General features: G+C 67.2%; 23 protein-coding genes and 1 pseudogene. 17 read left to right on the plus strand and 7 right to left on the minus strand.

The features are described from left to right. Positions 1 to 248 precede the first annotated feature (248 nt). A complete protein-coding gene (locus tag AC13FN_RS15425) occupies positions 249 to 863 on the plus strand; it encodes a DUF938 domain-containing protein (RefSeq protein ID WP_478410485.1) in 615 nt (204 codons plus the stop codon). An 84-nt stretch (positions 864 to 947) separates the two neighbouring features. Here AC13FN_RS15425 and AC13FN_RS15430 read toward each other — a convergent pair whose 3' ends face one another. Beyond that, positions 948 to 4,634, minus strand: coding sequence for an indolepyruvate ferredoxin oxidoreductase family protein (locus AC13FN_RS15430; protein WP_478410486.1), 3,687 nt, complete (start codon positions 4,632 to 4,634; stop codon positions 948 to 950). A 169-nt stretch (positions 4,635 to 4,803) separates the two neighbouring features. On the opposite strand from AC13FN_RS15430, the gene AC13FN_RS15435 reads away from it, so the two are divergent. After that, positions 4,804 to 5,439, plus strand: a complete 636-nt coding sequence (locus AC13FN_RS15435) for a tetratricopeptide repeat protein (RefSeq protein ID WP_217014775.1) — start codon at positions 4,804 to 4,806, stop codon at positions 5,437 to 5,439. Positions 5,440 to 6,014: 575 nt separating this feature from the next. Here AC13FN_RS15435 and AC13FN_RS15440 read toward each other — a convergent pair. Beyond that, positions 6,015 to 7,499 carry an AAA family ATPase gene (locus tag AC13FN_RS15440; protein ID WP_010487236.1) on the minus strand — a complete coding sequence of 495 codons (1,485 nt, stop codon included), beginning with the start codon at positions 7,497 to 7,499 and terminating at the stop codon, positions 6,015 to 6,017. A gap of 123 nt (positions 7,500 to 7,622) precedes the next feature. On the opposite strand from AC13FN_RS15440, the gene AC13FN_RS15445 reads away from it, so the two are divergent. The 9 genes from AC13FN_RS15445 (at position 7,623) to AC13FN_RS15485 (ending at position 16,595) form a co-directional block, all read left to right on the plus strand. Beyond that, positions 7,623 to 8,252 carry a ParA family protein gene (locus AC13FN_RS15445; RefSeq protein WP_010487235.1) on the plus strand — a complete coding sequence of 210 codons (630 nt, stop codon included), beginning with the start codon at positions 7,623 to 7,625 and terminating at the stop codon, positions 8,250 to 8,252. A 49-nt stretch (positions 8,253 to 8,301) separates the two neighbouring features. Next, positions 8,302 to 8,778: a SixA phosphatase family protein gene (locus AC13FN_RS15450; protein WP_049435386.1), complete on the plus strand. Its 477-nt coding sequence runs from the start codon at positions 8,302 to 8,304 to the stop codon at positions 8,776 to 8,778. A 4-nt stretch (positions 8,779 to 8,782) separates the two neighbouring features. Then, positions 8,783 to 9,400 carry a YceI family protein gene (locus tag AC13FN_RS15455; RefSeq protein ID WP_482984376.1) on the plus strand — a complete coding sequence of 206 codons (618 nt, stop codon included), beginning with the start codon at positions 8,783 to 8,785 and terminating at the stop codon, positions 9,398 to 9,400. Continuing rightward, positions 9,397 to 11,448: a phospholipase D family protein gene (locus AC13FN_RS15460; RefSeq protein WP_482984375.1), complete on the plus strand. Its 2,052-nt coding sequence runs from the start codon at positions 9,397 to 9,399 to the stop codon at positions 11,446 to 11,448. The genes AC13FN_RS15455 and AC13FN_RS15460 overlap by 4 nt, the downstream gene beginning before the upstream one ends. A 10-nt stretch (positions 11,449 to 11,458) precedes the next feature. Continuing rightward, complete coding sequence (locus AC13FN_RS15465; protein WP_010487227.1) at positions 11,459 to 11,893, plus strand: hotdog fold thioesterase; 435 nt, start codon at positions 11,459 to 11,461, stop codon at positions 11,891 to 11,893. A 120-nt stretch (positions 11,894 to 12,013) separates the two neighbouring features. Then, the gene (locus tag AC13FN_RS15470; protein WP_482984374.1) at positions 12,014 to 12,805 is read left to right on the plus strand and encodes a lysophospholipid acyltransferase family protein; all 792 of its coding nucleotides are present in this window, start codon (positions 12,014 to 12,016) and stop codon (positions 12,803 to 12,805) included. A gap of 52 nt (positions 12,806 to 12,857) precedes the next feature. After that, a complete protein-coding gene (locus tag AC13FN_RS15475; RefSeq protein ID WP_029380138.1) occupies positions 12,858 to 13,847 on the plus strand; it encodes a YheT family hydrolase in 990 nt (329 codons plus the stop codon). Positions 13,848 to 13,903: 56 nt separating this feature from the next. Further along, a complete protein-coding gene (locus AC13FN_RS15480) occupies positions 13,904 to 15,973 on the plus strand; it encodes a tetratricopeptide repeat protein (protein ID WP_482984373.1) in 2,070 nt (689 codons plus the stop codon). A 10-nt stretch (positions 15,974 to 15,983) separates the two neighbouring features. Next, entirely contained in the window at positions 15,984 to 16,595 is a 612-nt protein-coding gene (locus tag AC13FN_RS15485; RefSeq protein WP_019337126.1) for a YbhB/YbcL family Raf kinase inhibitor-like protein, read from the plus strand. A gap of 132 nt (positions 16,596 to 16,727) precedes the next feature. Here the strand turns inward: AC13FN_RS15485 and AC13FN_RS15490 are convergent, their stop codons facing one another. The 3 genes from AC13FN_RS15490 to AC13FN_RS15500 form a co-directional block, all read right to left on the minus strand. Then, entirely contained in the window at positions 16,728 to 17,177 is a 450-nt protein-coding gene (locus AC13FN_RS15490) for an META domain-containing protein (RefSeq protein ID WP_054170672.1), read from the minus strand. A gap of 129 nt (positions 17,178 to 17,306) precedes the next feature. Further along, on the minus strand, positions 17,307 to 18,134 hold the full coding sequence (locus tag AC13FN_RS15495; protein WP_482984372.1) for a DUF4377 domain-containing protein: 828 nt from the start codon (positions 18,132 to 18,134) through the stop codon (positions 17,307 to 17,309). Between the two features lie 73 nt (positions 18,135 to 18,207). Further along, the gene (locus AC13FN_RS15500) at positions 18,208 to 19,002 is read right to left on the minus strand and encodes an undecaprenyl-diphosphate phosphatase (RefSeq protein ID WP_265952877.1); all 795 of its coding nucleotides are present in this window, start codon (positions 19,000 to 19,002) and stop codon (positions 18,208 to 18,210) included. 219 nt (positions 19,003 to 19,221) lie between these two features. On the opposite strand from AC13FN_RS15500, the gene glnA reads away from it, so the two are divergent. The 6 genes from glnA to AC13FN_RS15530 all read left to right on the plus strand — a co-directional run bounded on the left by glnA (position 19,222) and on the right by AC13FN_RS15530 (position 25,375). After that, positions 19,222 to 20,631, plus strand: coding sequence for a type I glutamate--ammonia ligase (gene glnA / locus AC13FN_RS15505; RefSeq protein ID WP_205406109.1), 1,410 nt, complete (start codon positions 19,222 to 19,224; stop codon positions 20,629 to 20,631). Between the two features lie 349 nt (positions 20,632 to 20,980). Further along, the gene (locus AC13FN_RS15510) at positions 20,981 to 21,319 is read left to right on the plus strand and encodes a P-II family nitrogen regulator (RefSeq protein WP_004134334.1); all 339 of its coding nucleotides are present in this window, start codon (positions 20,981 to 20,983) and stop codon (positions 21,317 to 21,319) included. A 22-nt stretch (positions 21,320 to 21,341) separates the two neighbouring features. Continuing rightward, complete coding sequence (locus AC13FN_RS15515; RefSeq protein ID WP_312704915.1) at positions 21,342 to 22,772, plus strand: ammonium transporter; 1,431 nt, start codon at positions 21,342 to 21,344, stop codon at positions 22,770 to 22,772. A 214-nt stretch (positions 22,773 to 22,986) separates the two neighbouring features. After that, positions 22,987 to 23,733: an N-acetylmuramoyl-L-alanine amidase gene (locus tag AC13FN_RS15520; protein WP_482984371.1), complete on the plus strand. Its 747-nt coding sequence runs from the start codon at positions 22,987 to 22,989 to the stop codon at positions 23,731 to 23,733. Between the two features lie 67 nt (positions 23,734 to 23,800). Next, entirely contained in the window at positions 23,801 to 24,976 is a 1,176-nt protein-coding gene (mltA, locus tag AC13FN_RS15525) for a murein transglycosylase A (RefSeq protein WP_482984370.1), read from the plus strand. 84 nt (positions 24,977 to 25,060) lie between these two features. Further along, the gene (locus AC13FN_RS15530; RefSeq protein WP_049435403.1) at positions 25,061 to 25,375 is read left to right on the plus strand and encodes a hypothetical protein; all 315 of its coding nucleotides are present in this window, start codon (positions 25,061 to 25,063) and stop codon (positions 25,373 to 25,375) included. 63 nt (positions 25,376 to 25,438) lie between these two features. On the opposite strand, the gene AC13FN_RS15535 is transcribed toward AC13FN_RS15530, so the two are convergent. Together AC13FN_RS15535 and AC13FN_RS15540 are read right to left on the minus strand one after the other, a co-directional pair. Next, a complete protein-coding gene (locus AC13FN_RS15535; protein WP_049435404.1) occupies positions 25,439 to 25,735 on the minus strand; it encodes a HigA family addiction module antitoxin in 297 nt (98 codons plus the stop codon). Between the two features lie 13 nt (positions 25,736 to 25,748). Further along, positions 25,749 to 26,029, minus strand: a pseudogene (locus AC13FN_RS15540) (type II toxin-antitoxin system RelE/ParE family toxin). Positions 26,030 to 26,060: the final 31 nt, after the last annotated feature.

The following is a 26,060-nucleotide window of genomic DNA, read 5'->3' on the forward strand; positions in this document are numbered from 1 at the left end:
GATGGCGGAAGTCTGTCGAAGGCGGGGTGGGTCCGGTTGAGGGGGCGTGAGCCGCATGGATGCGGCGACCGAGCTTACATGGACGTACTTGCAGCGTCCCCCTCAACCGGACCCACCCCGCCAACCCACGGAATGCCAGCTTTTGACGTTGCTCTGGCTCCGGCTCCTGCGGGTGCAGGGCTGCAAGCCCTGCCGAGCAACACCCCCTCGTGCACAATGGGGCCGACCCCGCCTGGACACCGTCCCTGATGTCGAGCAAGCCGTATTCAGAAGCCTGCGAGCGCAACCGCGAACCGATCGCCACGGCACTCGACCCGTGGATGGGCGACCGCCATCGGGTGCTGGAAATCGGCAGCGGTACGGGACAGCACGCGGCCTTCTTTGCCGAGCGCTGGCCGTGGCTGCGCTGGCAGCCCAGCGATCATCCGGACCATCTGCCCGGTATCGAGGCCTGGCGTGCGGAGGCCGCGCTGCTGAACCTGCTGCCGCCGGTGGCATTGCAGGTGGAACTGCCGCCTGCGCCGGGCCTGACGTTGCCCGAGGGCAGCGCGTTCGATGCCGCATTCAGCGCCAACACGTTGCACATCATGGGCTGGGAGTACGTGCAGGCGCTGTTCGGCGCGCTGCCGCCACTGTTGCGTCACGGTGCGCTGTTGGCGGTCTACGGGCCGTTCAACTACGGTGGCCGCTACACCAGTGACAGCAATGCGCAGTTCGATGCCTGGCTGAAGGCGCGTGATCCGCGCAGCGGTATCCGCGATGTGGAAGCCGTGCAGGCGCTGGCCGAGGACAACGGCTTCACCCGCCTGCGCGACGTGGCGATGCCGGCCAACAACCGCCTGCTGCTGTGGCGGTTGGGGTAAACCACCAGTAGTGCCGGCTGTTGGCCGACAACCGATTGCCAGGATGGATGCCGGCCAGCGGCCGGCACTACCTGTTTCGCGGCGTTACGCTACCTGCACGATGTGCAGTGCCTTCGGATTGCGCCACTGCGCCAGCAGGGCGGCTTCGCGTGCCTTGGCCTGCTCGAAATGCGCTTCCTTGACGTGGCCGAAGCCGCGGATGTGCTCGGGCACGCTGGCGATCTCCACCGCCAGCGCCAAGCGGTCGTCATCCAGTCCATCCAGCAGCACCTGCACGGTGGCCTCGTAATCGCCGATCAGCTTGCGCTCCATGCGGCGTTCCTCGGTGCGGCCGAACACATCGAGTCGGCCGCCGCGCAGGAACTTCAGCTTGGCCAGCAGGCCGAAGGCCTTGAACATCCACGGGCCGTATTCCTTCTTCAGCAACCGGCCCTGCTCGTCCTTCTTGGCGAACAGCGGCGGCGCCAGATGGAAGCGCAGCTGGTAGTCGCCCTCGAACTGCTGCTGCAGGCGGCGCTGGAAGTCGCCGCTGGTGTACAGGCGGGCCACTTCGTACTCGTCCTTGTAGGCCATCAGCTTGAACAGGTAGCGGGCCACGGTCTCGGTCAGCGCGGTGGAACCGCCGATGCGGTCGGCCTCGGTGGCGCGCACGCGCGCCACCAGATCACGGTAGCGGTTGGCGTAGGCGGCATCCTGGTACTCGACAAGGAAGGCGGCACGGCGCTCGATCATTTCATCCAGCGAGCGCGACAGGCGCGCGTCGTCCAGCGGCAGGAACGCCACGTCGCCACCATGCGAGGGCAGGCCGCGCAGTTCGCGTTCGTCGCCGGTGTTGCGCGGTGCCGCGGTGGCGCCCCACTCGTTGCCTTCCCACTCGCCCGGCGGCAGCGGGTGCAGCGGGCCCGGGGTGGATTCGGTATCGGTGTGGCGGTTGCGCACCAGGCCGGCAGCCTGCTGCACGGCCTGCGGATCGACCGCCGCCAGGCGGCCCCAGGCAAACGCCTGCTGGTTCATCGCCACGGCGGCGCCATTGAGTTCGATGGCGCGCATCAGCGATGCGAACGACAGCGGCACCAGGCCCTGCTGCCATGCGTAGCCGAGGATGAACAGGTTGGCGGCGATGGCATCGCCGAGCAGCGCGGTGGCCAGCTGGGTGGCATCGAGCAGCAGCGGTTCCTCGCCACCCAGCGCCACGCGCACACCGGCCACGATGTCGGCGGCGGGGAACTGCATGTCCGGGCGGGTGGTGAAGGTGCCGGGCATCGCCTCGTAGGTGTTCAGCACCACCTGCGAACGGCCGGCACGCACCTTCGACAGGGCCCAGTAGTCGTTGACCACCACCATGTCGCAGCCCAGCACCAGATCGGCCTCACCGGCGGCGATGCGCACGGCGTGGATGTCGTCCGGGCGGCGGGCGATGCGGATGTGCGTGGTCACCGCGCCACCCTTCTGCGCCAGGCCGGTCTGGTCGAGCACGGTCGCGCCCTTGCCTTCCAGGTGGCCGGCCATGCCCAGCAGTGCGCCGATGGTCACCACGCCGGTACCGCCCACGCCGGTGATCAGGATGTTCCAGGGCTGTTCGAGCGTGCCGCGGATGGTCGGTGCAGGCAGGTTGTCCAGCAGCGTGGAGGCATCACGCTTGCTGCCCTTGCGCGGCTGGCCACCGTGCACGGTGACGAAGCTCGGGCAGAAACCATTCACGCAGGAATAGTCCTTGTTGCAGTTGGACTGGTCGATCTCGCGCTTGCGGCCGAACTCGGTTTCCTTCGGCAGCACCGACACGCAGAAGCTCTTCTTGCCGCAGTCGCCGCAGCCTTCGCAGACCAGCGAATTGATCATCACCCGCTTCTGTGGGTCTTCCAGCTTGCCGCGCTTGCGGCGGCGGCGCTTCTCGGTGGCGCAGGTCTGTTCGTAGATCAGGATCGAAACACCCTTCACTTCGCGCAGGCGCTTCTGCACTTCGTCCAGTTCGCTGCGGTCGTGGAACTCGACATCGCTGGGGAAGTGCTCGCGCTGGCCGGTCCACTTGCCGATGTTGTCCGACAGCACCACGATGGTGTGGATGCCTTCGGCACGCATTTGCTTGGCGATGTCGGGCACGCTCAGCGGGCCGTCCACCGGCTGGCCGCCGGTCATCGCCACCGCGTCGTTGTAGAGGATCTTGTAGGTGATGTTGACGCCGGCCGCGACCGCCTGGCGGATCGCCAGCGAACCGCTGTGGAAGTAGGTACCGTCGCCCAGGTTCTGGAACACGTGCGGGGTGTCGGTGAACGGCGCCTGCCCGGCCCAGGTCACGCCTTCGCCACCCATGTGGGTGAAGGTATCGGTGCTGCGGTCCATCCAGGTCACCATGTAATGGCAACCGATGCCGGCCAGCGCCCGCGAGCCATCCGGCACCTGGGTGGAGGTGTTGTGCGGGCAGCCCGAGCAGTAATGCGGTACGCGCGGGAAGCTGGCGCGCGGCAGCGCAAGCTCGGCTTCTTTTTCCTGCATCCACTGCAGGCGCTGCTCGATCGACTCGTTGTTGAAGAACTTCTGGATGCGGCGGCCGATCACGCCGGCGATGGTGGCCGGCGTCAGTTCACCGGTGGACGGCAGGATCCATTCGCCGCTCTCGTCGTACTTGCCAACGATGGACGGGCGCTGGCCCCAGCTGGCCGGCCAGTTGAAGAACTGTTCCTTCATCTGGCGCTCGATGAAGGCACGCTTCTCCTCCACCACGATGATGTCTTCCAGGCCCTGCGCGAAGCGCGCGATGCCCTGCGGTTCCAGCGGCCAGGTCATGCCGACCTTGTACACGCGGATGCCGATGTCAGCGCATGCGGCTTCATCCAGGCCCAGGTATTCCAGCGCCTGCAGCACGTCCAGGTAGCTCTTGCCGGTGGTGACGATGCCCAGCCGCGCGCGCGGCGCGTCCATCACCACTTTGTCGATGCCGTTGGCGCGGGCGAACGCCTGTGCGGCCTTCACCGCATAGCGGTGCAGCCGCATTTCCTGGTCCAGCGGCGGGTCCGGCCAGCGGATGTTGAGGCCGCCGCTGGGCATGTCGAAATCTTCCGGCAGCACGATACGCCGGGCCAGCGGGTCGACCTCGACCGAGGCCGAGGATTCCACCGTCTCGGCGATGGTCTTGAAGCCGACCCAGCGCCCGGTGTAGCGGCTCATCGCCCAGCCCAGCAGGCCCATGTCGAGGATGTCCTGCACGCCGGCCGGGTTCAGCACCGGCATCATCGCGCTGACGAATTCGTCTTCGCTGCCGTGCGGCAGGGTCGAACTGCGGCAGGCATGGTCATCGGCGGCCAGCGCCAGCACGCCGCCGTAGCGCGAGGTGCCCGCAGCATTGGCATGCTTGAACACGTCGCCGCAGCGGTCCACGCCCGGGCCCTTGCCGTACCACATGCCGAACACGCCCTGCACGTTGGCGCCGGGGAACAGGTTGGTCTGCTGCGTGCCCCACACCATGGTGGCGCCCAGGTCCTCGTTCAGGCCCGGGGTGAACTTCACCTTCGCCGCTTCAAGATGCTTGCGCGCGCGCCACAGTTCCAGGTCGAAGCCACCCAGCGGGCTGCCACGATAGCCGCTGACGAAGCCGGCGCTGTCGATGCCTTCGGCGGCATCGCGCAGGCGTTGCATCAGCGGCAGCCGCACCAGCGCCTGCACGCCACTCAGATAGATCCGCCCCTCATTGCGGGTGTACTTGTGGTCGAGCGTGTAATCACGGTCGAGCAGGTCGGCGGAAGAGGGCGAAGTGAGTTGCGCGGTACTGGTCATGGCTGGCCCGGTAGGATCGGCTGGCACCGGCCGCGTGCAGGCACGCGGCGGGAAAGGCGCGAATTGTAGCAGCGGGGCCGCGCAGGCCCCGGCACTCGCGTCCGTGGCGGTGCTGGGGTTAGGATCGGGAAGAGAGAGGGAGGCTGCAGTTGCGGCCTGGGGAGAAGGGATGTCAGTTCCAGGAAAGATCCTGGCCAGCATGCTGCTGGCCTCGGGAGTGGTCACTGCGTGGGCCGCGCCGGCCGTGCCTGCACCACAGGAGTTCTACTTCGACAACGACCCGGCGGCCACGCCGATGGTGGCGGTGCAGGGCGAGGGCGATGACCTGGTGGCCCAGCTGGTCAAGCTGCGTGAACGCGGCCGCCGCGCGGTCGAGGCGACGGTACAGCTGGCATCGGTGGCCGGGGCGCAGGGTCGCGGTGAACTGGCCGAGCAGCTGTACGGCGAAGCCCTGAAAGAGGCCCCGGCGCAAAGCAGCAGTGGCCGCAGCGTGCGCTGGAACTACGGCTGGGACCTGCTCCGGCAGGGCAAGGCAGAGGCGGCGCTGGAACAGTGGCTGGTATCGGCCAGCAACGCCCGTACGAAGCCCACCTGGGTGCCACCGACCTACGCGCTGGCGCTGTGGCGCATGGGGCAGAAGCAGGAGGCGGTGCAGTGGTATGCGGCCGCGGTACGCACCGAGCCGACGCAGTGGAATACCACGGCCAACTATGGGCAGCTGCTGCCGCAGTGGCGGGAGGACGAGCGTGCGTCGCTGGCCGAGGTGCAGCAGGCGTGGGTTGCCGCGCCGCCTGCCTGGCCCTGAGGGAGGGGTTCGGCCGGGTTGCACCCGGCACCCGCAGAGGCAACGGCCAGAGCCGAAGCAACAGCGGGCTTCCTGCGGGATGGCGGGGCACTGTGGGTTTGCGGGGACGCCGTAAACCCATCCATGGGGGCTTGGTCGCCGCATCCATGCGGCTCACACCCCGCAAACCCACAGTGCCCCGCCTTCGACAGATTCTCGCAGCTGTGGGTAGGTGTTGACCTTGGTCGACACGGTATCCACGCCATGCGTGGATGAATGTGCATCGGAATCGATTATTCGATATCTGATCGAAATGCAGCCGAGCGTGGGCTCGGCTCTACAAAAGGCGGCCAGCCAACCGCTTTTGCCTTTGCTTCTGCTTTTCTTTTTTCTCTTCCGTGGCGGACGCACCCGGAAATTGTCAGAGGACGGGCGGGGTGGGTTCGCGGGGGTGTCCGCGGCATGGATGCCGCGGCCAAGCCCCCATGGACGGGTTCACGGCGTCCCCCGCGAATCCACCCCGCCCGGCCAAGCGCGGCTTTTGATGTTCACAGCCAACCCGCCGCCACGAGGGGCTGCGCCGTTCGCGGGAAACCTCAATCGTCCGCGGAAACCGTGCGCCCCGACGCCCACGCCCGCAGTGCCTCCACCTGCTCGGCCATCAGCACCGAAAGCGGCCGCGTGGCGCGGATTTCGTTCATCAGCAGCTCGGTATCCAGCGGCCGGCCCTCGGCATGCGCCGCGTACAGCCCGGCGACGATTGCCTGCTCGATCTCGGCGCCGGAGAACCCATTGGCGGCCGCCGCCAGCGCGGGCAGTGCGAAGTCGTCGGCGTTGAGCTGGCGCCGGCCCAGGTGCAGCCGCAGCAGTTCCACGCGCACGTCAGGCGAGGGCAGGTCGACGAAGAAGATCTCGTCGAAGCGGCCCTTGCGCAGCAGCTCGGCGGGTAGTTCGTGCACCTGGTTGGCGGTGGCGACGATGAACACCGGCGCTTTGCGCTCGGCCATCCAGGTCAGCAGGTAACCGAGCACGCGGCGTGACACGCCGCCGTCCTCGCCACCGCTGGCCAGGCCCTTCTCGATCTCGTCCATCCACAGCACGCAGGGCGCCAGCTGCTCGGCCGAGGCCAGCGCCTGGCGCAGGTTCGCCTCGGTTTCGCCGTGGTACTTGTTGTACAGCGCGCCCACGTCCAGGCGCAGCAGTGGTACACCGAAGCCGGCGGCGGTGGCCTTGGCCAGCATCGACTTGCCGCAGCCCTGTACGCCCAGCAGCAGCATGCCGCGCGGCGGGTCCAACCCGGCCGGGGCCGAACCGGCAATGAAGGCCACGCGGCGTTGGTTGATCCAGCGCTTGAGCCGGTTGGCGCCGGCCACATCGCCAAAGCGCGCGCTGTCATGTTCGAAGAACAGGTGGCCGCTGCGGTTGAGCAGCTCGAACTTCAGCCGTGCCAGCTGTGGCAGGTCGTCGTCGCGAAGTGCGCCATCGGCGTAGATCAGCTGGCGGGCGATGCGCCGGGCATCGACCAGGCTCAGGCCCTGCAGATTCTTCAGGATCTTCTTCACCGCCTCGCTGTCGACTTCAACCCGGCGGCCGCCATGCTCGCGCGCATAGGCGTCGGCCTCTTCGCGCAGCATCTTCAACAGCGCGTTGGCATCGGGCAGGCGCGGGTTGAAGCGCACCGCCAGTGCTTCCAGCTCGGCCGGCAGCTCCACCTTGGCACCAATCAGCACCAGCACATGCGGCTCGCTGTGGCGGCGCTGGATCAGGTCGCGCAGGGCACGCTGGTGACTGGCATAGCCCAGGTAGGGGTGGAAATCGAGCAGCAGGTAGACCCCGCGCTGCTCCGCCTGGCGGATCATCTGCAGGGCCGCGCTGGCGTCGGGCGGCCCGACCGGCGGGTCTTCGCTGTCGAGGTCGATCCGGCGCAGGCCCTCGGTGATCGACCAGCGGTGCAGCGCCCGCCATACGTGCATCAGCGTCTGCCGGAACAGCTCGACGATGCGACCCTCGTCCTGGGTCTCGATGACGATCAGTGGGGTGTTGGCGCGGATCAACGCGCTCAGATCCTGCAGTTCGCTCATGCCGGTTCGATCCTTCGGGGGCGCCACGATAGCAAAGGCGATGGCCGCTGGTTCAGCACGACGCTACCTCCCGTCACCATCGCCGGTGTACGCTCGGGGCACGTACCCGGAAGCGAGGCTGGCATGAAGACGATCCTGGTGGCCGGTTCCAAGGGCGGGGTGGGCAAGACCACCGTCGCCACCCACCTGGCCGCGTACGCGGCATTGCAGGGCAAGGCCACGGTGATTGCCGATGCCGACCCGCAGGGCTCCAGCACCCGCTGGGCACAACGCCGTGCCGGGCTGGAAAGCGCGGTGCTCCCCATCGACGTGTATCGGAAGAAGCAGTGGGCGCAGAAGCTGCCCGATGGCACCGACACCGTCATCATCGACGCGCCGGCCGGTGCCCTGGCTGACGATATTCCCCATTTCCTCGACGCTGCCGACGCGGTGGTGGTACCGGTGCTGCCCTCGGCGCTGGACATCGAAGCGATCGTCGGCTTCCTCAACAGCCTGGCCCAGAACCCGCGCGTGCACAGCCGCAAGCTGCCGGTGGGGCTGGTGCTCAACCGTACCAAGCCATGGACCCAGACCTCGCAGCAGGCGCTGCAGATGCTGGGTGAATGGCCGTACCCGGTGGTCGCGCAGCTGCGCGACAGCCAGAGCTACGTGGTCATGACCGGCCTTGGCCGCAGCCTGTTCGACTACCGCTCGGCCCAGGTCCGCGAGCACCAGGCCGACTGGGAGCCGCTGCTGTCCTGGCTCAAGCTTTGATGCCTGCGTCACTCTTTCTGCTGCATCCTCTTCTTCATGGAAACCCGCGATGCGTGAATTGATCCTGCTGCGCCATGCCCATGCCGAACCGGCGACCCCCGGCCAGGCCGACCTCGACCGGCCGTTGTCGCCGGTGGGGCTCGCCGAAGCCGAAGCCGCCGGCAAGTGGCTGAAGGAGAACAACCTGCTGCCGGACTGCGTGCTGTGCTCGCCGTCGCGACGTACCCGCGAGACCCTGGAAGCGGTGATGACGGCCATCGGCTATGTCGAAAAGCGCCTGGAAGACCGGATCTACGAAGCCACCCCGGGCACCCTGGCGGCGCTGGTGGACGAGCGTCGTGACCTGGACCGGGTGTTGATCGTCGGCCACAACCCGGGCCTGGAGCAGCTGGTGGCGCTGATGACCGACGGCACCAGCAGCGACTACCGCGGCATGCCGCCGGCTGGCATTGCCGTGCTCGGGTTCCCGCGCGAGGCCTCGATCGAGCCGGGCGTGGCCAGCCTGAACGCGTTCTGGTGGCCGTGATCCAATGAGCCTGGCGCGGCGCAGCCGCTTTCTGCTGCCCGTGCTGCTGGTTTCCGGCGCGGCCTGGGCTGCCGCGCCACCGCCAACGCCCCTGCCGCCGGTGGTCGCCGAGGCGCACCGGGTCCTGCGCCTGGATACCCAACGCTCGCAGATCGGTTTCGAGGTGCGCACCCGCTTCGGGCAGCGCATCGAAGGCCTGTTCCCGCACTTCGAAGGTCGAATCGAGGTCCTCTCCGATGGCCGCCACCAGGTGCACCTGAAGATGTTCACGCGCTCGGTCGAGATCCCCGGCAAGGCGCGCTACACCGGCTGGATGCGCGGCGAGGAGTTCTTCGACGCGGGCCGCCACCCGGTGGTCGAGTTCGACTCGCTGCCGTACTGGCCGGAGACCGTGGAAGACGGGGGCGACATCAACGGGCGGCTGACCCTGCGCGGGATCAGCCATCCCGAGACACTGAAGGTCGAGAAGGCGGAGTGCGCCCGACCCGGCTATGATTGCGACGTCGTCAGCCGCGGTACCGTGCAGCGAGGCCGGTATGGAATGAACAGCTGGCAGCTTGCCTTGAGTGACCGAGTGACCTTCGTATTGCGAGCGCGCCTGAGCGAGGCGCCGAAACCGTGAACCTCCTGCTGCGTGTACTGGCGCTGGCAAGCGTGTTGCTGGGCAGCGGTTGTGCATCGCTGTCCACTGCCGAGCGCGACCGCGCCGAAGCGATCGCCGTGCAGGCGCGCTCGACCCAGGTCGATTGCCAGCGCGCCGACCGTTGCGCGCAGGACTCGCCGCTGCGGGCGCTGGCCGGCCGGGCGTTCACCGAATCCACCCCGGAGCAGCCGCGCCACTACGCCACCCTGCTGGACGAGGGGGAGGGCGCCCTGGTGGCACGCCTGAACCTGCTGCGCAGTGCCACCCGCAGCATCGACCTGCAGACCTACATCTTCGACAAGGACGACAGCGCGCGGTTGGTCATCGACGAACTGCTGGCCGCGTCGCGGCGCGGGGTGAAGGTGCGGGTGCTGATCGACCAGCTCTCGGCGATTTCCGACCTGCAGATCCTCGGCGCGTTGTCCGGTGCCCACCAGAACTTCCAGCTGCGGGTCTACAACCCGACCTTCGGCAAGGCCCGGCTGAACTACTTCGACTACGCCGGCAGCGTGCTGTGCTGCTTCCGTCGCTTCAACCAGCGCATGCACAACAAGCTGCTGGTGATCGACGATGCGATCGGCGTGGTCGGCGGCCGCAACTACCAGAACGACTATTACGACTGGGACCGCGAGTACAACTTCCGCGACCGCGACGTCATGATCGCCGGTCCGGAAGCGCGCGCGATGGCGGCCAACTTCGATGCCTTCTGGCGCGCCCACCGCAGCGTGCCGGCCGAGCGCCTGAATGACGTGGGCCGCACCCTGCTGCGCGAGGGCGTGCCGGTGCTGCCACCGGCCACCTTCCGCCGCCCCGAGCGGGTGCAGCGGGTCAGCGCCGAAGCCAATGACATGGACTTCGTCACCCGTTCCTTCGTGGATACCGCGCTGCCGGTGGCCTCGGTGCGCTACGTCGCCGACCTGCCGCGCAAGCACCGCCGCGAGAAAGCCGATGCCCCGCTGGCCGGCCAGCATGTGACCGAGCCACAGCTGGATGCACTCATTGCCGGTGCGCAGAAGGAAGTGATCCTGCAGACGCCGTACCTGGTGCTGTCCAAGCCGGCGCAGAAGCTGTTCCGCGAGCTGCGCAAGCGCCCGCAGCCGCCGCGCGTGGTGGTGTCCAGCAACAGCCTGGCGGCCACCGACAACCCGATCGTGTATGCGCTGTCGTACAAGTACAAGCGACGCAACATGCGCGAACTGGGCTTCAACATCTTCGAATACAAGCCGTTCCCGCTGGATGCACCGGTCGACTACCGCAACCTGCTGCCTGATCCGATCGCCGCGCCCGCAGGCGACGACGACGGCGGACGTAATCCGCTGATCGGCGGCAGCGCCGCTGGCAGCAATGCCGGCGGTGGCAGCGATGGGGATCTGGCCGCGACCCGCAGGCAGGTGCCGGTGAACCATCCGCGTACCGGCAGCGCCTACCAGAACGCGCGCGAACGTCGCCGTGCCGCCGGCAGCGAAGTGGAAACGCGCCTGCTGCGTACCGAGACGCGGCCGTCGTTCCTGGGCAGCAAGGCGGTCAACAAGCCGCTGCCGGTCACCCGCAAGGGTGCGCGCATGGGCCTGCACGCCAAGTCGCTGGTGGTCGACCGCCGCATCGGCGTGGTCGGCACCCACAACTTCGATCCGCGCAGCGAGAACTACAACACCGAAGGCGCGGTGATCATCGACGATCCGGTCTTCGCCGAGCAGCTGGCCGAGAGCATCCTGCGCGATACCCATCCGCAGAACTCGTGGACGGTGGCGCCGCGGGCCAAGCCGCCGGTGCTGTCGGGCCTGAACTACAGCGTCGGCAAGGCCTCCGAAGCGCTGCCGATTCTCGACTTCTGGCCGTGGCGTTACGCCACCGACTACGAGTTCAAGCCCGGCCCGGACTGCCCGCAGCCGCTGCCACGGCAGGACCCGGATTTCCATCGCTGCTACGTGGCCGTCGGCGACTTCCCCGAAGTCAACGTCGGCCCGAAGTGGCTGCTGGTGCGCATGCTGACCGCATTCGGTGCCGGCCTCGTTCCCATTCTCTGAAGGTGCCCGCATGACCCAGGTGTTCCGCGAAGCTGTTTCCATCGAGCAGCTCAATGCGCTCAGCCGCAACACGGCGATCGAGTCGCTGGGCATCGTCTTCAGCGCCGCGGGCGAAGACTGGCTGCAGGCCACGATGCCGGTGGACGAGCGCACCCGGCAGCCCTACGGCATCCTGCACGGCGGTGCGTCGGTGGTGCTGGCCGAGACCCTCGGCAGCAGCGCCGGCAACCTGTGCGTGGATACCGCAAAGCAGATCTGCGTGGGCCTGGAAATCAACGCCAACCATGTGCGTGCGGTGCGCTCGGGGACTGTCACCGGCACCGCGCGCGCGCTGCACGTGGGCCGCAGCACCCAGCTGTGGGAAATCCGCATCGAGGACGAGCAGGGCCGGCTGGTGTGCATCTCACGGCTGACCCTGGCGGTGGTGGCTGCCGGCCACGGTTGAGCCCCCGTCGGGCGTGTTGACGGCGGCAGAACCCAGCGTTCCCCGCCGATTGCCCCGGTCAATGGCGGTTATGGCCTAAATCGGCTGGCAGCTGCCGCGGCGCTCCGGTATCGTGCGCGGATGACTTCCCCCACTCCGGCCCCCCGTGGCGGCGTGGCGCGTGTGTGCCGTTACCTGTACCGCGTACCGCTGCTGTTGGTCCACATCACCGTGTTCCTGCCGCTGATCCTGATCGGCATGCTTCCGCCGTGGGGCGAGCTGCGCGTGGGCGAGGATACCTTCGGCGCGAGGGTGGTGAACTGGTGGCAGGGCGGGCTGATGTGGATCTTCGGCTTCCGCCTGTCACGGGTGGGCCAGCCCTTGCCCGGTGCCGTTCTGTTCGTCGCCAACCACGTCAGCTGGGTCGACATCTCCATCCTGCACAGCCAGCGCATGATGGGCTTCGTTGCCAAGCGCGAGATCGCCAGCTGGCCGCTGGTCGGGTGGCTGGCCGCGCGTGGCCAGACCATTTTCCATCAGCGTGGCAACACCGAATCGCTCGGTGGGGTGATGCAGGTGATGGCTGATCGCCTGCGTGCCGGCAAGGCGGTCGGCGTGTTCCCGGAAGGGCGCACCCGCGGTGGCCACGAAGTGGGGCCGTTCCATGCCCGCATCTTCCAGGCCGCGGTTGAAACCGGCGTGCCGGTGCAGCCGGTGGCGCTGGTGTACGGGATGAAGGGCGACGCACAGACCATCGTCGCGTTCGGCCCGGGCGAGAGTTTCGCCGCCAATTTCCTGCGCCTGCTGGGTGAGCCGGCGCGGCATACCGAAGTGCATTTCCTGGAGCCGATCGGTACCCAGGACCTGGAAGGCCGTCGACGCATCGCGGAAACCTCGCGCGCGCGCATCGTGGCGGCCATGAGCACGCAGTGAGGGTGCGGTGGCCCTGATACCGCCACCTGTCCTGGACGCCGGTACGCCGACGCTGCATGCGGCTGACTATCAGCCGCCGCGTTGGCTGCGCAATCCGCACCTGCAGTCGATGCTCAGTTCCAGCCGCATGCGCCTGCAGCGCGGCCTGCTGCTGCTGGCGGCCACCGGTGCAGTCAGCGAAGAGCTGATCCTCGATGGCGGTGATGGCGTGCGCCTGCAGGGCTGGCACAGTCATGTCGAAGGCCGCGAGCCGAAGGGTGTCGCGCTGCTGCTGCATGGCTGGGAAGGCAGTGCCGAATCCAGTTACATGCGCATGGCCGCCGCGCGCATGATCGAGCAGGGTTTCGACGTGGTGCGGCTGAACTTCCGCGACCACGGCAACACCCATCATCTCAATCCCGGCATCTTCCACTCCAATCTCATCGATGAAGTGGTGCACGCCGCAGGCGACATCGCCCAGCGCTGGCCGCAGCTGCCGCTGGTGGCCGCCGGCTATTCGCTGGGTGGCAACTTCGTGCTGCGCCTGGCCCTGCGTGCACCGGCCGCCGGCGTGCCGCTGCTGCGCGTGGCCTCGGTGTGCCCGGTGCTGGATCCGGCGCTGACCATGGAGAACATCGAGAACGGCCCGGCGATGTACGACTGGTACTTCCGCCGCAAGTGGGCCGGTTCGCTGCGCCGCAAGCGCGATCTGTTCCCGGAGTTGAGCGACTGCGACGACCGCGTGCTGAAGCTGGACATCCGTGCACTGACCGCCTGGCTGGTCGAACGGCACACCACCTTCGGCTCGCTGCAGGCCTACTTCGATGGCTATTCGATTGCCGGTGACCGCCTGTCCACCCTGCAGGTGCCGGCCGACATCCTGATGGCGCAGGACGACCCGGTGATCCCGTACGCGACCTTCAGTGATTGGCAGCTGCCGCGCCAGGCGCACCTGGAAACCGCCTGCTGGGGAGGCCACTGCGGCTTCCTGGAAAACTGGCGGGGTGACGGCTTCTCCGAGCGCTGGGTGGCGCAGCGCCTGCAGCGGGTGCTGGCGGGCTGAACCGGCACCGGTGCGTGGACCGCTACAATGCGGGTTTGCACTTGAACCGGACCGCCATGCAAGACCAGATCATCCAAGCGTTGCGCCAGAACCAGGCTGACCAGGCCGTGCAGCTGGCCCAGGCATGGACCCGTGATGAACCCGGCCAGGCCGGCGCCCACCGCTGGCTGGCGCTTGCGCTGCAGCAGCAGGGCAAGGCCGAAGATGCCATGGAAGTCCTGCAGCAGGCGTTGCAGCTGGCACCGGACGACGCCCAGCTGCACCTGCAGCATGCTGGCCTGCTGCTGGCCCTGCGCCAGTACGAAGGCGCCGACGAAGCGCTGGCGCGCACCACCGGGCTCGACCCGAACTCCTTCTCCGCCTACCTGATGCAGGCGCACCTGGCGATCGGCCGCAACGACTTCGATGAAGCCCAGCGCCTGTCCACGCTGGCCTCGCGCGTTGAGCCGGATCACCCGGAACTGCTGACCATCGACGGCATGATCGCGCTGCGCCGTGACGATCCGGATCGTGCGCTGACGCTGCTGTCGGCGGCCAACCAGGCGCAGCCCAACGACACCCGAGTGCTGTACGCGCTGGGCTTCGCCTACCTGGGCAAGGACATGCTGGCCTTCGCCGAGCAGGCGTTCCGCCGCGTGCTGGAACTGAACCCGGCCATCAGCTCGCTGCATGGCCTGGTGGTGCAGCTGGCGCTGCGCCAGGGCAACCTGGAGGCGGCTGCCGAAGCGATGCAGATCGCCCTGCAGCAGGAAGGCATGGATACGCCGTCGATGCGCCGCCTGGCCGGTGAACTGTCGCTGCGTGGTGGCCAGCCGCTGCAGGCGCTGGACCACCTGCTGCCGTTGCTGGAATCGATCCCCGACGACCGCCAGGTGCTGCAGCTGCTGCTGATGTCCTGGCAGCGCCTGGGCCGCGAAGACGAGGCGCGCGCGCGCCTGGACGCCGCCCTGGAGCAGCACCCGCAGCTGCACGACCTGTGGCTGGCGCGCCTGGCCGTGGAAGAAGTGGGCAGCCCGACCGCCGCCGCGACCGTGGAACGCTGGATGGATGCGATGCCAGGTCATCTGCCGGCCCTGGAAGCGCGCCTGCGCCTGCATGACATGGTGGGCGAACACGAACAGGCTGAAGCCATCGCCGAGCGTATCGTCAGCCTCGAACCGGGCCGCGTCAGCGGCGAAACCCGCCTGGTCGAAGGCCTGTTGCAGCGTGATCCGGTCGCCGCGATCGCCCGCGTGCAGGCGCTGATCGACAGGGCGCCGGACGGTCATCGCGCCGACCTGCGTACCTGGCTGGGTGAAATCCAGGATCGCGCTGGCCAGCCGGAACAGGCGCTGCAGACGTGGATGGCGCTGCAGGCCGACCAGGCGCCGCAGCGCCTGCCGCTGCCGCCGCAGGCCAAGGCACCGCCGAGCTGGCCGGACAAGGGCGAGATCGACGCTGACGCCAACTCCGCGCCGATCTTCCTGTGGGGCGCGCCGGGTTCGGGCGTGGAGCGGGTTGCGACCGGCCTGGCCGCCGCCAGCCCGGTGCTGCGCAGCGACCGCTACACCAGCAATCCGCCGGATGATGCCTTCCAGAACTACCACACGTTGCAGGACCTCGCCTCCGGCGTGCTGACCCCGGAGCGTCTGGTGCAGCGCTGGCGCGAGCAGCTGCCCGCGCGCGGCGTGCAGGGCGATGCCGTCATCGACTGGCTGCTGTGGTGGGACAACGCACTGCTGTGGGCGCTGCGCCCGCAGCTGCCGCAGGGGCGCCTGGTGCTGGTGCTGCGTGATCCGCGCGACATGCTGCTGGACTGGGTGGCCTACGGCGCCGCCGCACCGCTGGCGATGACCTCGCTGGCTGAAGCCAGCGAATGGCTGGCGCGCGCGCTGGCGCAGGTTGCCACCCTGCACGAGGAAGATCTGTACCCGCACGTGCTGCTGCGCATCGACCAGATCGGCAACGATCCGCATGCGATGGCCGAGCTGCTGGGACGCCTGTTCGAGCGGCAGATGCCGCCGGCCGCACAGCTCGGCGCACCGCGCTTCCCGCCGGGCCACTGGCGCAACTATCGCGACGTGATGAGCGCCGCCTTTGCCAAGCTCACCCCGATTGCGGTGCGCCTGGGTTACCCGGAAGAGTAAGGAGAAGCCGATGCAACTGAGCAGCCACAGCCTGACCAACGGCGCGCCGATCGACCGCGAGTTCGCCGCCGGCGATGCCGCCGGCTTCGCGCCGGACCGCAACCCTCACCTGGCCTGGAACGGCGCGCCGGAAGGCACGCGTTCGTTCCTGCTGGTGTGCGTGGACCCGGATGTGCCGACCGTTGCGGAAACGGTCGGCCGCAGCGACATGACCGTGCCGCGCGACCAGCCGCGCTGCGACTTCGTGCACTGGGTGATGGCCGATATCCCGGCCTCGGTGCAGGAGATCGCCGCCGGCAGCTGCAGCGATGGCTTCGTGGTGAAGGGCAAGACCGCACCGGCGGGCCCGGCCGGCAGCCGCCAGGGCCTGAACGACTTCACCGGCTGGTTTGCCGGCAATCCGGACATGGCCGGTGACTATCTGGGCTACGACGGCCCGTATCCGCCGTTCAACGACGAACGCGTGCACCGCTACTTCTTCCGCGTGTTTGCGCTGGACGTGGCCTCGTTGGAGCTTCCGGCACGCTTCACCGCCGCAGACGCGTATCGCGCCATGCACGGCCACGTGCTGGCCGAAGCGGCGTTGCACGGCACCTACACATTGAATCCTGCGCTGGGTTGAGCGCGTCTGCAGGGCCGGGCCAAACCCGACTTTGCTTTCTGTAGCCATGCTCGCCTGCTTTTCGCCCAGTCGAGCATGGCTGGCCTCTATAAAGCCCCGATCGAGCCGGCTCGACCTTGCCGGCTGCACTTCTCATCTGTTTTTCAGTGGTACCGGCGCGAACACCAGCGTGTCGCCACGTGCGGTATGCAGGGTCAACGGCCCCGCGCGACCCATGATCAGTGTGGAGGTCCCCAGAATCCTGCGCTTGGCTTCGGTTTCCTGTTCGCCTTTGGCACCGAAGCATCCCTTCAGGTTCTGTTCCATGCTGCCCAACGTGAGCTGGCTGTCTTTCAACGTGTATGGGCCGCCCATGCCGTTGCACAGGTTCAGCACGTTGGCACTGGTGCCGCGGAACAACAGACCGACGGGCGGATCACTGGCGATGAACAGTGCATCCAGGCGCTTGCCGTTGCTGTCGACTGCGTGGGTGAGATGCCACTCGTATGCCTGTAGGCGTTGCAGATCGCTGGCATCACTGGCTGCCGCGAGGCCGGCAGGCGTTGTGGCCAGCAGGAGCGCGAAAATGCGGGAAAGAATCATGCCTGTCTCCTTGGCGGTTGGGTATGTAGAGTCGAGCCATGCTGGACTGCCTTCTGCCCAGCCGAGCATGGCTCGACTTCAAGGTGTCCCATGGAAGAAGGGCGACCTCGCGGCCGCCCTTCTGTTTTCTTACTTCTTCTCGATGGCCGACTCGACCACCATGTCCAGCACGTACGCCTGCGACGGCGCATCAGCCGGCGGGTTCTTCACTTCGTAGCGCTTCACGCGCACCACGTTGCGCACGCCGTCTTCGTGGGTGTAGCCCTCGATGTTGCCGTAGAAGTTCTCGAACTTGCCCGGCTCACCCTGCTTCAGGCCCTTGTCGTCGAACTTCACTTCGCGCACCTGCAGGCACTGGTAGTCCGGGATCAGCGGGTGCGAGCACTTCTCGGTCTTGGCGGCCACTTCCAGGAACACGGTTTCGCCAGCGCCGCCGTAGCGGGTTTCAGCGGTCGGTTCCGGGTTGAACACCAGCACGTCGCCCTTGGCGGTGGTCAGGGTCAGCTTGCCATCGGCATCCTGCTCGGCCTTCAGCTCGCCCTGCAGGCGGCTCGATACGGCCTCGTCCAGCGCCATCAGCGCCTTATCGGTGCAGGCCATCATGGTTGAGGCCATCGCGCTGACCGTCAGCTTGCCGTCGGCCAGGGTGTAGCCGCCGCCCATGCGGTTGCAGGTGTTGCTGACCGACAGGCGGCCATCAGCGAAGTCCAGGGTGACCGGCTTGTCTTCGCGGGCGAACAGCGCGTCGATGCGCTTGCCGTCGGCGGCGGTGGCCTGCTGCAGCAGCCAGTGCTGGCTCTGCAGGCGCTGCGCGTCCAGGTGCGCCAGCGTCTGCTGGTCCGCTGCCTTGGCCGCGGCCGGGGCCACGTCGTCGCCGCCAGTGCCGGCCGGGGCCGGAGTCTGGCTGCAGGCGGCCATCAGGGCCAGCGGGAGGAGCAGGGTGAGCTTGCGGTTCATGGTGATTCTCCTTGGGGAACCGTGGGGGAAACGGGGTGGGGCCGGTATCGGGGTTACCGTGCCCCGGCGCTGTTCAGCTGCCGGACGGCAACCACAGCAGCAGTGCCGCGCCCAGCGCGATGCGGTAAATGGCGAAGGCCGTGAAACGGTGCGACTTGATGTAGCCCATCAGCCACTTCACTACGACGAAGCCGGTGATGGCAGCGGCAACGAAGGCGACGCCGACGTCGGTCCAGTTCTCGCTGGCCAGGTTTCCTTCCTTGGCCAGTTCCAGGAAGGTGTAGGCGCTGGCGGCGAACATGGTGGGGATGCCGACCAGGAACACGAACTCGGCGGCGGCCGCGCGGCGGCTCAGGCCCAGCAGCATGGCCAGGAAGATCGCCGAGGCCGAGCGCGAGGTGCCGGGGAACACACCGGCCACCACCTGCGCCAGGCCGACGCCGATGGCCACCGTCCAGGTCACCTGGTCGCGGTTGGGCAGGCGCGCGGTATAGGCCTCAACCAGCAGCATCCAGATGCCGCCGATGATCAGCGCCCAGGCCACCGGGCTGACGGTTTCCGGCAGCGACCAGCCAGCCTTGCGCACCACCAGGCCGACCACGGCGGTTACCAGGAAGGCCGCGCCGAGCTTGAACACGTACTCGCGGTTCTCGCGCTGGCCGAAGCCGGTGGCCAGCTGCAGCAGGCGCTGGCGGAACACCAGCACCACGGCCAGGATCGCACCGGCCTGGATGATGATGTTGAAGAAGTCCGATCGCGCGCCCAACCAGTGCTGGGCGATCAGCAGGTGGCCGGTGCTGGAGATCGGCAGGAATTCGGTCAAGCCTTCGAGGATGCCCAGCAGCAGGGCGGAGAGCAGATCAGACATGGACGGTGCGGGCGCGGGCTGCGGAAGAAGCTCGAAAGAATAGACGATCCATGCTGCACCAAACGGGTGCGTCTGGTCATCGGTGCACCCGTTTGGTGCGCATGGTTCTGCACCTCGCTGGGGCGGTCGCTTTGAAATCAACGACTTGTGAAGGCCAAAAAGTTGGCACGGTCATTGCTGTACCTCAGCAGGCATTCATTCCCATCCGAGGTCGTACCGATGTCCGTGGAAACCGTAGAGAAGCTGATCAAGGACAACCAGATCGAGTTCGTCGATCTGCGCTTCGTCGACATGCGTGGTGTCGAACAGCATGTGACCTTCCCGGTCAGCATCGTCGAGCCGTCGCTGTTTGAAGAAGGCAAGATGTTCGATGGCAGCTCGATCGCCGGCTGGAAGGGCATCAACGAGTCGGACATGGTGCTGCTGCCGGACACCGCCAGCGCCTACGTCGACCCGTTCTACGCCGATCCGACCATCGTGATCAGCTGCGACATCCTCGACCCGGCCACCATGCAGCCGTATGGCCGTTGCCCGCGCGGCATCGCCAAGCGCGCCGAGTCCTACCTGAAGTCCTCGGGCATCGCCGAAACCGCGTTCTTCGGCCCGGAGCCGGAGTTCTTCATCTTCGACTCGGTGCGTTTCGCCAATGAAATGGGCAACACCTTCTTCAAGGTCGACTCGGAAGAAGCGGCGTGGAACAGCGGCGCCAAGTACGACGGCGCCAACAGCGGCTACCGTCCGGGCGTGAAGGGCGGTTATTTCCCCGTTCCGCCGACCGACACCCTGCACGACCTGCGTGCGGAGATGTGCAAGACCCTGGAACAGGTCGGCATCGAAGTGGAAGTGCAGCACCACGAAGTGGCCACCGCCGGCCAGTGCGAGATCGGCACCAAGTTCAGCACCCTGGTGCAGAAGGCCGACGAACTGCTGCGGATGAAGTACGTCATCAAGAACGTCGCCCACCGCAACGGCAAGACCGTCACCTTCATGCCCAAGCCGATCGTCGGCGACAACGGCAGCGGCATGCACGTGCACCAGTCGCTGTCCAAGGGCGGCACCAACCTGTTCTCCGGTGACGGCTACGGTGGCCTGAGCCAGATGGCGCTGTGGTACATCGGCGGCATCTTCAAGCATGCCAAGGCGATCAACGCCTTTGCCAACTCGGGTACCAACAGCTACAAGCGCCTGGTGCCGGGTTTCGAAGCCCCGGTGATGCTGGCCTACTCGGCGCGCAACCGTTCGGCCTCGTGCCGCATTCCGTGGGTGTCCAACCCGAAGGCGCGTCGCATTGAAATGCGCTTCCCCGATCCGATCCAGTCGGGCTACCTGACCTTCACCGCGCTGATGATGGCCGGCCTGGACGGCATCAAGAACCAGATCGACCCGGGCGCACCGAGCGACAAGGATCTGTACGACCTGCCGCCGGAAGAAGAGAAGCTGATTCCGCAGGTCTGCTCTTCGCTGGACCAGGCCCTGGAAGCGCTGGACAAGGACCGCGAGTTCCTCAAGGCCGGTGGCGTGATGAGCGATGACTTCATCGACGGCTACATCGCGCTGAAGATGCAGGAAGTGACCAAGTTCCGCGCGGCGACCCACCCGCTGGAATACCAGTTGTACTACGCCAGCTGACCGGTTGCGATGGCGGTGGGTACCCCCTCCCACCCGCCGCCATCGCATCCGTCTTCGCGGCTGGGGAGCCGCGGTCAGATCGGGGTCGTTGCACGGGGTCGGATCCCTTTCATGCATGAAAGGGCTCTGACCCCACGCCAAGGACCCCTGATCCAGGGGCAAGAGAGAGACCGGATACGCGACATGGGCCGCCCTCCCTCCCGCGTCGGCCGTGCAAGGAGAGAGGCACGGCTGTCCCGGCCCGGTTCGTGTCCGGTGCAACAGCCACGGCCATCACCACGATGGCCCGTGGTTGCCTGATGCCATCGCGCGTTGGCGCGCTGGCCCCATCCACCATCGGGACATGCGCATGAAACTGATCTCCGCCATCATCCGACCGTTCAAGCTCGACGAGGTCCGCGAGGCCCTGTCCGATGCCGGCGTGTCGGGCATCACCGTGACCGAAGTGAAAGGCTTCGGCCGCCAGAAGGGCCACACCGAGCTGTATCGCGGTGCCGAGTACGTTGTCGACTTCCTGCCCAAGATCAAGATCGAAACCGTCGTCACCGACGAGCGTGCCGACGCCGTGATCGAAGCGATCCAGTCGTCTGCCGGCACCGGCAAGATCGGCGACGGCAAGATCTTCGTGACCGCTGTCGAGCAGGTCATCCGCATCCGCACCGGCGAAATCGGCGCCGACGCGCTGTAAACCCCCTTCCGGAGACTCCCCCATGAAGATGCGCCTTCTCACCGGGTGGCAAGCCCGGTTCCATCTGGTGTGCCTGCTGATGCTGCTCAGCGCGCTGGCCGCCGGTATCTGGCCAGGCAATGCACATGCCCAGGCCCAGGTCACGCCGCTGCAGAGCGAGGCCGTGGCCGTCGAGCCCCTGCAGGACCCGACTGCCGCTGCGCCGGCTGCTGCCGAAGCGGTGGCTGCGCCCGCCTATGACCATGGCGACGTCGCCTGGATGCTCACCTCCACCCTGCTGGTGCTGCTGATGGTGGTGCCGGGCCTGGCCCTGTTCTACGGCGGCCTGGTGCGCTCGAAGAACGTGCTTTCGGTGCTCAGCCAGATCCTGGTGGTGTTCTCGCTGGTGCTGCTGTTGTGGGTGGCCTATGGCTACAGCGCAGTGTTCAGCGCCGGCAATCCGTTCTTCGGCTCGTTCACCGAATTCGCCTTCCTCAAGGGTTTCACCCCGGAGTCGGTGGGCAACACGCCGATCAAGGGCCTGCCGGATTACCTGTTTGTCGCCTTCCAGTCGACCTTTGCCGGCATCACCACCGCGCTGATCGTCGGTGCCTTCGCCGAGCGCATCAAGTTCCGCGCGGTGCTGCTGTTCTCGGCGCTGTGGTTCACCCTCAGCTACATCCCGATGGCGCACATCGTCTGGGGTGGTGGTTACCTGGGTGAAATGGGCGCGATCGATTTCGCTGGTGGCACCGTGGTGCACATCAACGCCGGCGTAGCCGGTCTGGTGGCTGCATGGTTCGTCGGCAAGCGCCTGGGTTACGGGCAGACCGCACTGAAGCCGCACAACGTCCCGTTCACCTATATCGGCGCGATGCTGCTGTGGGTCGGCTGGTTCGGCTTCAATGCCGGTTCCGCCGCCGCCGCCGACACCGTCGCCTCGCTGGCGTTCCTCAACACTGTGCTGGCCACCGCTGCAGCGGTGCTGGGCTGGACGCTGGTTGAAGCGATCAGCAAGGGCAAGCCGTCGGCACTGGGCGCGGCCTCGGGTGCGGTGGCCGGCCTGGTCGGCATCACCCCGGCGTGCGGTACCGTCGGCCCGCTCGGCGCGATCGTCATCGGCCTGGTGGCCGGCGTGGTCTGCGTGTGGGGCGTGACCGGCCTCAAGCGTCTGCTGAAGGTGGACGACACCGCCGACGTGTTCGGTGTGCATGGCGTGGGCGGCATCGTCGGCGCGATCCTCACCGGTGTGTTCAGCGCGCAGTCGCTGGGCGGCACCAAGGCCGATCTGGATATCGGCCACCAGGTGTGGGTGCAGGTGGTCAGCGTCGGCCTCACCGTGGTCTGGTCGGCCGTGGTGACCGCGGCCATCCTGCTGCTGGTCAAGGTGGTCGTCGGCCTGCGCGTGACCGAGGAGGCCGAGCGTACCGGCCTGGATGTGACCTCGCACGGCGAATCGGCCTACGAGGCCTGATGCATGACGGGCGGCCCTGCGGGGCCGCCTTTGCGTTTGGTGGCTGCCAGGCAAGCCTGGCACTGCTCCTGCTCTGGTGGGTGCCGACCGTTGGTCGGCACAGCTGGTAGCCCATCCACGCATGGCGTGGATCTACCGCATCCTCTCTGGTGGGTGCCAAGCTTGCTCGGCACGGCGGCATGCATCATCGCGCGTGATCGCGCACAATCGGGCCATGCACCCGATCCGCACGTCCCTGATGCTCTCGGCCTGCCTGCTGCTGGCCGCCTGTGCCTCCGCGCCGCAGGAAATGCACAATCCGCTCGCGACCTGGGTGCCATCACCCAACCAGAACGCGCGCACGCCGGTCATCATCGTCATCCACCACACCGAGCAGAAATCGGTGCAGCAGAGCCTGCACACGCTGCGCACGGCCAACAGTGGTGGACCGGTCAGCGCGCACTACCTGATCGGCGCCGATGGCCATCGCTACCAGCTGGTGGCCGATGTGCGCCGCGCCTGGCATGCGGGGGCCGGACGCTGGGGCACCATCACCGATCTCAATTCGGCCTCGATCGGCATCGAACTCGACAACGATGGCCGCAGCCCGTTCAGTGCGGCGCAGATCGAATCACTGATCGTGCTGCTGCGCGATCTCACTACGCGCCTGAACATTCCGCCGCGCCAGGTGATCGGCCATGCTGACCTGGCGCCAACGCGCAAGCAGGATCCGAGCCGCTTCTTCCCCTGGCAGCAGCTGGCCGAGGCCGGGTTCGGGGTCTGGCCGCGCGCTGCGGATGGTGCTGCGCCGGAGGGCTTCGACGCGTGGAATGCGCTGGCCCGCTTCGGCTATCCGCTGGACAACCGCGAGGCCACCGTCGCCGCCTTCCATCGCCGTTTCCGTGGCCGCGACGACCTGCCGAAGACGCTGGATGCCGAAGACGCGCGCATCCTGCACTCGCTGCTGCTGCAGACGCCGTAACGCGGCGCATGAATGCTAGAACAGGCGCTGGGTTGCTGCCCAGCGGCGGGCCCGCCACCATGGCGGCATGATCGATTCCGCCTCCTTCTTCAAGCGCAAGCACTGGGCCCTGCTGACAGCGGCCGTGCTCGCCGGCTGCTCCACCACCGCTCCCCGTACCGGATCCGAAGTGCCGACGGCAGTCACACCGCCTACGGCCACCTACACCAAGGTCGCATGGAGCGCACTGCCGCCGGTCTCCGACAGCGATCTGCAGGCCGGCTTCGTTGCCTGGCGCAGCAGCTGCACCCGCCTGAAGAACGATGCGGTCTGGGCCAGACCCTGCGCCACCGCCGCGACGGTGGCGGACAGGGACCCGGCCGCGATCCGCCAGTTCCTGCAGCGCGATTTGGATGTCTATGCACTGCGTGCCGGCGGCCACCAGGCCGACGGGCTCATTACCGGCTACTACGAACCGATCTATCCCGGCAGCCTCACCCGCACGGCCACTGCCACGGTGCCGGTGTACGGCACGCCGGATGATCTGGTGGTGGTGCAGCTGGAGAGCCTCTACCCGGAACTGAAGGGCAAGCGCCTGCGCGGGCGCGTCGAGGGCAAGGTGCTCAAGCCCTATGACGACGCCGGCACCATCGCGGCAAAGGGCGCCAAGGCCCCGGTGCTGGCCTGGCTGACCGACCCGATGGACCTGCAGCTGCTGCAGATCCAGGGATCCGGCCGGGTGCGCCTGGGCGATGGTAAGCAGGTGCGGCTGGCCTATGCAGAACAGAATGGCCACCCGTACCGCGCCATCGGTCGCTGGCTGGTGGACCAGGGCCAGCTGAAGAAGGAAGACGTCACCATGGACGCCATCCGCGCTTGGGCTCGGGCCAATCCCGCACGCGTGCCGGAACTGCTGCGCAGCAATCCCAGCTACGTGTTTTTCGTGCGCAACCCGGACAGCCCGGAAGGTCCACGCGGTTCACTGAATGTGCCGCTCACCGCCGGCTACAGCGTGGCGGTGGATCGCAGCGTGGTGCCGCTGGGCAGCCTGCTGTGGCTGTCCACCACGCGCCCGGACGGCAGCCCGGTGGTGCGCCCGGTGGCCGCGCAGGACACCGGCGGTGCCATCGCCGGTGAAGTGCGCGCCGACCTGTACTGGGGCAGCGGCGATGCCGCCGGCAAGCTGGCCGGCGACATGAAGCAGAAGGGCAACATCTGGATGTTGTGGCCGAAGGGCGTGGCGTTGCCGGTGCCGGCCCAATGAAGCGCTCACCTGCGCGCTGCGAGGTCGGGCGATAATGGCGCCATTCCGAACTTTCCGGCCGCGTCTGCGGCCAGGACCTCTGCAATGACCTACGCAAAGCACAACGCAAAATCCGGCGCGAAATCCGCCGCAAAGAAGTACTACAAGCACTGGGCCGAATCGGGCCTGGGCAAGGGCAACGTGCTGATGGAAGCGCGTGGCGAGAAGATCGTGCGCCAGGTGGAAATCTACGGCACCAAGATGGTCTGGGCCGACGAGCATGCCCACAGCGATGACCGCTTCCTGCTGGCCGACCAGCCGGTGTCGTTCCTGGATTTCGACGAGGACGACGAAATCTCCGCGCGCGAATTCGAAAGCGCCTGGAAGAAGGCCAGGGAAGCCACCGGCTACCCGGTGTAACGCCGGCTGCCCGGGCTCGGATCCCTTTCCGCAGGGAAAGGGCTCTGACCCCGGGGCCAAGGCTCAGGCAGCCGTGTTGTAGGGTTCAATCCGGGCAAGCACGTCGGCCAGCTTTTCCTTGGTCATCGCGGCATCGAAGTCGGCCTGCAGGCCGATCCAGAACTTGTCGGAAACGCCGAAGTAGCGGGACAGGCGCAGCCCGGTGTCCGCAGTGACTGCGCGATCGCCGGAGACGATCTCGCCGATACGGCGTTGTGAGACGCCAATTGCCTTGGCCAGCCGGTACTGGGTGATGCCCAGAGGTTCCAGGAATTCATGCAACAGGATCTCGCCGGGAGCGGGATAGGGGGCGGTTCGCACTCGCGCGACTCCTTCAGTGGTAATCGACAATTTCGACCTCGGCAGGACCTTCCCGAGACCAGACAAAGCACAGCCGGAACTGGTCATTGATGTGGATGCTGTACTGGCCGCGCCGGTCCCCATGCAGCGATTCCAGTCTGTTCGCTGGCGGCAAACGCAGATCCCGCAGATCAGCTGCCACATTGAGCATGGCCAGCTTTCGCAGCGCGGCAGCTTCAATGTGGTGCCATCTCTGCACGCGATGCCTTCAAACAGTGCCTGCGTACGTTTGCAGGCAAATGATTGGATCGGCATATTGATAACGTGTGGCGATAGTATCGTAAGG

The sequence above is a fragment of the Stenotrophomonas sp. 115C5 genome (genome assembly GCF_056861055.1).